5 protein-coding genes and 2 pseudogenes are annotated in these 7,931 nt (G+C 63.8%); 5 read left to right on the forward strand and 2 right to left on the reverse strand.

The genetic code is table 11. The features are described 5' to 3' along the window. The 4 genes and pseudogenes from BLR02_RS27465 to BLR02_RS27480 form a co-directional block, all read left to right on the forward strand. Nucleotides 1-312: hypothetical protein (locus tag BLR02_RS27465; protein WP_456303808.1), on the forward strand; the 312-nt coding region annotated here is incomplete at its 5' end. 172 nt (nt 313-484) lie between these two features. Further along, nucleotides 485-1,672 (forward strand): annotated as a pseudogene (locus tag BLR02_RS27470) (IS3 family transposase). Nucleotides 1,673-1,699: 27 nt separating this feature from the next. Beyond that, nucleotides 1,700-2,260 (forward strand): annotated as a pseudogene (locus tag BLR02_RS27475) (IS3 family transposase); the annotation flags it as partial. A 525-nt stretch (nt 2,261-2,785) separates the two neighbouring features. After that, entirely contained in the window at nt 2,786-3,733 is a 948-nt protein-coding gene (locus BLR02_RS27480) for a replication protein RepA (protein ID WP_090665411.1), read from the forward strand. Between the two features lie 962 nt (nt 3,734-4,695). Here BLR02_RS27480 and repB read toward each other — a convergent pair. Both repB and repA read right to left on the reverse strand, forming a co-directional pair. Continuing rightward, entirely contained in the window at nt 4,696-5,721 is a 1,026-nt protein-coding gene (gene repB / locus BLR02_RS27485; RefSeq protein ID WP_090665412.1) for a plasmid partitioning protein RepB, read from the reverse strand. Beyond that, nucleotides 5,718-6,941 carry a plasmid partitioning protein RepA gene (gene repA, locus BLR02_RS27490; RefSeq protein WP_090665413.1) on the reverse strand — a complete coding sequence of 408 codons (1,224 nt, stop codon included), beginning with the start codon at nt 6,939-6,941 and terminating at the stop codon, nt 5,718-5,720. The genes repB and repA overlap by 4 nt, the downstream gene beginning before the upstream one ends. Nucleotides 6,942-7,753: 812 nt before the next feature. On the opposite strand from repA, the gene BLR02_RS27495 reads away from it, so the two are divergent. Continuing rightward, a partial coding sequence (locus tag BLR02_RS27495; protein WP_245704993.1) for a transposase occupies nt 7,754-7,931 on the forward strand: 178 nt, incomplete at its 3' end.

The raw sequence follows: 7,931 nt of genomic DNA on the forward strand, positions 1-7,931 counted from the left end.
GACCACCTCGGCGTCGAGACCCAACGTCAGTGGTCGGACAAGGCGATCGCCCGCACCACGCCCTGCCTGCTCGGGCTGTTCTCGATCGTCACCCTGTTGGCCTCGCGCCTCGATTGCCGTGCCCGGGTCCGGATCTCGACCAGCGCCTGGTACCACAAACAGCGGCCGACCTTCGCCGACAGCCTTGCCGCAGTACGGCGGGCAGTCTGGAGCGAGCAGGGTTTCGCCGTGTCCCGGCAGTCGGCCGACGCTGCGAAACTCTCGCCAGCCCTCCGCGAGAGCATCGCCTATGCCCTTTGCCACGCAGCCTGAATGGCCAAAGCCGAGCTAAGTGGTTGACCCCCAGACTGTGTCGTCCGTTCCAAGATCGATACTATCTTCAAAGAGGCATTCATAGGTGGCGGCGATCGGGGTCGAATGGACCTTGGACCTTCCCGATGATGGTGGACACCGCTGCTAAGCTCGAGAGGAGCGAGGTGTTCTGATGTCCAGCAAGACGAGGCGGAACTTCACGGACGAGTTCAAGGCGGAGACGGTGGCGCTGCTGGAGAGCAGCGATCGGCCATTGTCGCAGCTATCGCAGGAACTCGGCATTGAGCAGTCAGTCCTGCGGACTTGGCGGCGCAAGCTACGGCCATCGGGAGTGCAGTCATCGCGTCCTGCTGCGTCGACCGGCAATGGTCATGCGGCGGCGATGCCTGCGATAACGGCCGACCAGACTGAGATCCGCCGCCTGCGCCGTGAACTCGAGCGGGTGCAGATGGAGCGCGACATTTTAAAAAAGGCCATCGGCATCTTCTCGGGACATGCGAAATGAGGTTCCACTTCATTGACGAACACCGCCAGACCTTTCCCGTCCGGGTCCTGTGCGAGGTGCTGGAGGTCTCCCCGGCCGGCTACTACGCCTGGCGTGGGCGGCCGGAGAGCGGCAGGACCACCGCCAACCGCGAGCTGCTCGGCGAGATCCGCCGCGTCCACGAGGCCAGCCGCGGCCGCTACGGCAGTCCGCGCGTGCATGCCGCGCTCCGCGCCGGGGGCATCCGAGCCGGGCGGCATCGGGTGGCCCGCCTCATGCACCAGCACGGCATGGCCGCGCGTCGGTCCCGGCGTGGCCAGCCGCGCACACCGATAGCCGGCACGCCCTCCCGATTGCCCCCAACCTGCTGGAACGGCGGTTCACCGCACTGGCGCCCAACCGGGTATGGCTGGCTGATCTCACCTACATCTGAACCGGAGAGGGCTGGCTCTACCTTGCCGTGGTGCTCGATCTCTTCAGCCGTAGGGCGTCGGCTGGGCCATGGCCAACCACATGCGCGGCGAGTTGACGCTCGCTGCACTCCACATGGCCATTGCGCGCCAGCGACCGGCTCCAGGCCTGATCGCGCATTCGGACCGTGGATCGCAATATGCCGCATCCGACTATAGAGCGGCGTTGGCCGGCATCGGCGCCCGCGCCTCCATGAGCCGGAAAGGCGATCCTCTCGACAACGCGCCGATGGAGAGCTTCTTCAAAACTCTCAAGGCCGAACTCGTCGACAATGCCGAGTACGCCACCCATTCAGAAGCGCGCCGCGACGTGTTCGCCTTCATGGAGGTCTGGTACAACCGTCAGCGCCTTCATTCGGCCCTTGGCTACATCACCCCAGAGCAGATGGAGCTCACCGCAGCCTGATCACCCCCAACCCGGTGTCCACACAAGCCGGGGAAGTCCAACAGCCACCATGCTTGGCCAGTGGCACCGAACCTGCTCGATCAGGATTTCACGGCGGCAGGCCCGGATGAGAAATGGGGAGCCGACATCTCCTACATCTGGACAAAGGAGGGCTGGCTGTACCTTGCCGTCGTTATCGACCTGTTCGCCCGCCGCGTCGTCGGCTGGTCGACCAGCGATAGGTTGCACCGCGCCTTGGCCTTGGCGGCGCTACGGAAAGCGGTTGTCATGCGCCGCCCGGCAGCGGGGCTGATCCACCATTCGGACCGCGGGTCGCAATATTGTTCCACGGACTACCAAGCCGAGCTCGAGGCCCTTGGCATCCTGATCTCCATGTCCGGGCGGGGAAACTGCTTCGACAACCTCATGGTCGAGACATTCTTCAAGACGCTGAAATCCGAACTCGTCTGGCGCACCGCCTTCGAGACGCGTGCCGATGTCGCGGCCGCCATCGGCCGCTACATCGATGGCTTCTACAACCTCATCCGCCGCCATTCCGCGCTCGACTTCACAAGCCCCGCACAGTTCGAGGAAATGGCCGTTACCTGACCCAATGCCCCTCCACTAAAGCGGAGCAAGTCCAGTCTCGGGCGAAGCCGGTAGGGCGAGCGGCGACCGGGCTTCGAATGGCCGGCACCACCGGGTCGCTGCCACCACAGCGGGCATGCACGCCGTTCGACGCTGGGCCTTGCTGGCGCCACTCTGCTGACCTGAGGGCTGAGTGGAGCAGCGCCCGCTGACCCCTGTGCCGGGCGCACCCATGACCAAAGTCCAAGCCCGGCATCGTCAGCCGAGTCGATTGGGTGGCACGCCTGGGCGGTTTACCCTGGTCGGAGTCGCAGCGACCAGATCGATTGGGATCTTGGTCTCAATCCCCTGGATGTTGGTCATCCGGTGCTGTGACTGGAAATTCCAGGAATCAGTGAGTTAGCTGAGTTATCCCCGCGGACTTTGGTCACACAGCAATTAATTTAGAATCCTAATATCTTGCCAACTACTGCTTTGACCAAAGTCCAAGCTGTATCCAGTGCCATTTCCCGCTAGGCAATGACCTAATCGGCTGGAGAGCACGCTATGGAGGAGGTCAGGGAAGTCCGGCGTCTGGTCGAAGCCCATGGTAGGCTTGGCGCAATTGCCCGGCATGACGACCGGCGCCTTGTCGAGATCGTCGCTGCGTATGGCAGCGACGAAGACGTTGGAATTCCGAACTTCCTATACTCCGGCTGGTGCATGACGGCACTGCCACACTCCCGCATTCCCGATGGCGATGCTTGGCGCCTGGAGAATGGGAATGTCGTGCTTCTGGTGGAGCCGGGCCGCCGAGCGCGGCTCGGCCAAGCCGATGAATTCGTCGGCGTGCCCTATGGGCCGACCGCCCGGCTCATCATGATCTATCTTCAGTCCGAGGCATTGCGCACGAACAGCCGCAATATCGAGCTTGGGCGTTCAATGAATGACTGGTTCGGTCGAATGGACAAAAAAGCTGGAGGCAATACCTATCGGCTTGTTCGCCAGCAGGCCGAGCGCATCGCCACCTGCCGGTTCTCGTTTCATTCTGAGCGGGATGGTATTCGAGCTATCCGCAATCAGTCCATTGTTGACGAAGGCCTATTGTTTCTTGATGGCGAGATCCGTGACCAGCGTCAAGCCAGCCTGTTTCGGGAGGGCGTCGTTCTTTCTGAGAGCTTCTTCAAAGCCTTGCGGGAGCATGCCGTGCCGCTGGAGGAGCGGGCGATACGCCATGTCAGCCATAGCAGCATGGCGATCGATACCTATTGCTGGCTGGCCTACCGCTTACATGTTTTGAAGAAGCCGACTCCGATCACCTGGGCTGCCTTGTACGCACAATTTGGCCGGGGCTATGGCCAGTTGGGGGCCTTCAAACGCCAATTTCTCGGGAAAATCTTGCCGGCCGCACTGGCCGTATATCCTGAAGCGGCAGATCGCGGCGTCGAAATCACGGATAAGGGGCTTATCCTAAAGCCGACACGACCGCCGATTGCGCCTCGTGCCGTTGCCTGACGTCGCAGGGCTGATGACGATTTTGTCACTCGGGTGGTCGGCGCCAGCGCGTCTGGAGAGGCGTCGCCTCGCCATACCGTGGCAGTAGCTGAGGCCGGTGCTGCCCTTGGACCTTGGTCATGCCGCCATTTGCGATGAAGGCTCGACCCGTAGAATCGTCACTGGCCTCGGCGCCGTGGAACGGCCTGTTCGGAGCAGACGGCTGGCGACGGCCAGGCGACCAGTGGAGGCGCTGCCCTCACCTGCCCCATCCACCACCAGTTGGCGAAACGGGGTAGACGGTGGACCGCTCGACCAGCCAGCGTCGCCTTCCGACGAGCAACGCGCTGCGGCTGACCACGGTGGCCGCGGGCCGAGCGGTACACCCCACCGCAACCCACAATACAGCCCGCCATTCCGGGCCATGTCTCGACGCCAGCGATCGCTAACAGGCGCTGCGCCGGCTGGCAAACCGCCGCCCAGGGCGGCAGGTCGTTTGGCATGTCGCGCTGAGCCATCTCGGCCTTGCTCACGCAGCGCAGCGAATACTCACGCTGCCCAGAAGCCTCGGGCCTCACAGCGGGGTCGGGCGCGACCATAGCCAGTCGGTAGCGGAAACAGCGGCGGCTCAGGCTAGCGGGCCATTCTGCCCCACAGCTTGGCGATGAAGGATTTGAGCAGTCGACCCCCCCTGTCATTCTTCAGCCCTGACTGGCTGAGACGATGGGCGCCGCATCGCGGGACGCCAAGCCCATGCTTGGACCGTGGTCATAGCCAAACGCCCGGGATGCTTGCATACACCGCCAGGCCCGCCCCGATCCTTATCAGGTCACTCCTCATAAGGCACTGAAAGGGCCGGTATTTGCCCGCTCGCGGTGACTAAGGTCCCAGCATGACCAAGGTCCGCATGACGGCGGTGGCAGCGGACGGCCTGCGCCTGCGCCGGGCGGGGCGGGACAGCTCCCCCCTCCCCTGGACTTTGGTCATACCGCGTCAGATGCGCCTTCCTCGAACTCGACGATCAGCTGGGGAAGACGATCAGCAAGGAAGGCTGACAGGCCGGGCTTCGCCGTCTCGAGGACAGTCAGCCTGGTGCTCGTTGCCAGCGGCTCAAGACGCGCCACCACCCGGCCCTCGCGGTCGAGATAGGTTTGCGCATCCGGGCGAAGGCGTGGCGCTCGGATCGCGGCCAGTGCTCTCTCAAAGCGCCGATCAGATGGCGCTGCACGGAAATCCGGGCGCTCCACCAGAACACGCAAGCTGTCGGGAACGCCCGACACCTCTAACAGCGCCGCCAGCTCTTTCCATCGGGGCCGGCCCGCCTTCGGCGCAGGTCCAATGGCCTCGGCCAGCCAGCGGGGTATGCTACGCGCGACGGCGAGATAACGGACCATTTCTGTTGGATGGGCCGCGAGCGCTGTGTTCAGGGTGGTTCGGTCGAAGCCACGCGCCTCAAGATCAGCGGCAAAGAACGCTCGCTCGATAAAGGTGAGGTTGCGCCGCTCTGCATTCTCCTTGCCTTGGGCAATTACCAGGTCGACATCCGAGAGCGGGCGCACGACGGCGCGGATGCGTCGCCCGATCTCAGCGACGGCCGCAAGACGGCGATGGCCATAGGCCACCTGATAGCGTGCGGCATCAGCCGGATGAGGGCGGACCAAAATCGGCACTTGTTGGCCGTGCGCCTGAATACTGTCGACAAGACGCCGGTAGTCGGCGTCATCGGTCCGTGCCATGCGATCATGGGCAAAGGACGGGTCGATCTGGGCCGGCTCCAGCTCAACAACCAACTCGCCACTTTGGGTCTGCCGCTCCAGCTCCTGTGCTCGCCGGGCCTCAGTGGCGAGCCGCTCCAGATCGAGACCCATGGCGCGGACAGCGCCAGAGGCGGCACGCCGTTCTGGCGCCACAGTCGGAAGCGGAGGCGAAGGCGCAGCCTCAGCCGTGGTGGGTGGTGCAGCCGCCTCCAAGGGTTGCAGCAACTCGTTCAGCCTGACCTTGCGCTTCATGCCACCCTCCCCCAGGCTTTACGGACGAGCAACTCGATCTCGCCATTGACCGCGTCCAGCGCCTCCAAGGCTCGGGCGTAGCTGCCGCGCGACCCACCCTGCCGGCCGATTTCATACAGGGTTTGCTTGGTGAGGCCGGCGTCCGAGACGGCGGTGGATTTCAGCATGGCATTTGTAAGCACGCGCTCGCCGAACAGGGTGCGGAGAAGACCAACCACCTGGGTCTGCGGGCCATCCTGCGGTTCGTAGCGGGTCACGAGATAGCGGAGAAACCGGTAATCCAACGTGCCACCCGCACGGCGCACCACCTCCAGCAGATCCGAGGCCATGAACAAGAACTGACCCATGCTGGCGATGTCGAGCATCTGCGGATGGACCGTGACGATGACGCCGGTGGCGGCGCAGAGCGCCGCAAGCGTCAGGAAGCCGAGCTGCGGTGGGCAGTCGATGACGACCAGATCATAGTCATTCGCGACCTCGTCGAGAACTTCCGCCAACCGTGCGAAAAATGGGGCACCGACCCCGCGATCTTGTCGCGCGAGGATCCGCGGCGTGTCGTGCTCGAACTCCTGGAGTTCCAGATTGGCCGGGACAAGATCGAGACCGTCGAAATAGGTCGAACGGATCACCTCCTGCAACGGTCGGCGGTACTCGTCATAGCGTAACGCGGCATAGAGGGTCTCATTCTCCGCCAGGTCGGTTTCGGGTTGCACCCCGAACATCGCAGACAGGCTGGACTGGGGGTCGAGATCGATGGCAAGGATGCGATATCCCCGCAGGGCCAGATACTGAGCCAGATGGGCTGCGGTGGTGGTCTTGCCCGAGCCGCCCTTGAAATTGGTCACCGCCAATACCTGCAGCGTCTCGGTCTTCACCCGGTGCGACAGATAGGTTCGGCGGTCGGAGCCCGACAGATAGCGCCGGAGCTCATTCACCTGAGCCAGCGAGTAGGAGCGCCGACCCGCGGACTGGACCTCAGGGGCAGGGCCCTGTTTGTTGAGGGAGAGCTGACGCAAATAGGCGTCAGTGACACCAATCAGGGCGGCAGCCTCACTACTGGTAAACCGCCGCAGGGTTTTCCGCGCCTGCGGGGGGAATATTTTGGCACGGAGCTGCGTCAGCTGGGCGCTCAGGGTCAGGGCGTCGCGCCGGATCGCGGCATCGATGAAGTCGCCCTCGGCGGAAGGCGAGGCGCTCGCCCCAATTGGGAGATCGTCCATTTACGCTAAACCTCGTAGCTACGGGTTAAAAACGTAAGTAGTCGCCCGCCTAGTGTCACGCCGCCAGTGTGCGTCGGCGACATCAGGTAGAGTATTGTTGTAACCGTGCAACACAAGCCAGATCCTGCGCCAAGGCTTCACGTCACACGGACGGTCGATGGCGAAGAATCCCCGGCCAATCTCGCAGGATCAGAGGGACGTACCAGCGCAGGCATGACACCGCCCAAGAATGCGCCCATGCTTTCGCGCCACGCTGGTCGGCAACAATCGCTCCACGATCAGGGGGAGAGGCTGACCCTGCCCAGGGATCTAGGCGGCGACAGGCCAGGCATGCCGCGTGGTTCACGCAGTGAGCAACGCTGGCAGGTTATCACCGCGCAGCTGAATGTTGACAGCTGTCAAGTGGAGGCCCGGCCTCGAGCCACGGCGAAGTAGACGCTGGATCGTGCCTGCAAACGGCGCTCTCCGCGCCGGTCCCGATTCACAGTAGCCTGCGCAGCAGGGCCGTCGCGCTGACAACTCACCAGACGATCCCGGCGGCCGGCAGATCGGAAATGCGGCGTTCGGCAGTGCGGACTGCCCCGGCACCGATGTTGTCTGGGTCGTCTTAGTGGCGACAATCGGTGCAGCTGACCCCGGCGATGGCAGCGACGGCAGTAGCACGCGGCTGAGCGGCCTAAGAGCGTATCTCGGTAGGCAACTTCCCGCCTGATCACTATCTGCCAGGGATGGCGAGAAGGGCTGATCTGAAGACCAAGAGGCGGCGTGTCCGGGATGACGGCTGGCGCCTGCCGGACGCGCTCTGGGCCAAGATGGAGCGGCTGCTGCCGCCGCGGCCGAAGCACCCGTTGGGCTGCCACAACCCGCGGGTGCCTGACCGGGCGGCGATGGACGCCATCTTCTTCATTTTGCGGACGGGGTGCCAGTGGAACGCGCTCCGCGAGACAACGATCTGCTCGTCCTCCTCAGCCCATCGACGCTTTCAGGAGT

It is taken from the genome of Belnapia rosea, assembly GCF_900101615.1.
Classification (GTDB): Bacteria; Pseudomonadota; Alphaproteobacteria; order Acetobacterales; family Acetobacteraceae; genus Belnapia; species Belnapia rosea.

Coding starts and splice junctions, on each gene's coding strand:
- BLR02_RS27480 (WP_090665411.1), top strand. CDS start 2,786: ATGGAGGAGGTCAGGGAAGTCCGGCGTCTGGTCGAAGCCCATGGTAGG.
- repB (WP_090665412.1), bottom strand. CDS start 5,721: ATGAAGCGCAAGGTCAGGCTGAACGAGTTGCTGCAACCCTTGGAGGCG.
- repA (WP_090665413.1), bottom strand. CDS start 6,941: ATGGACGATCTCCCAATTGGGGCGAGCGCCTCGCCTTCCGCCGAGGGC.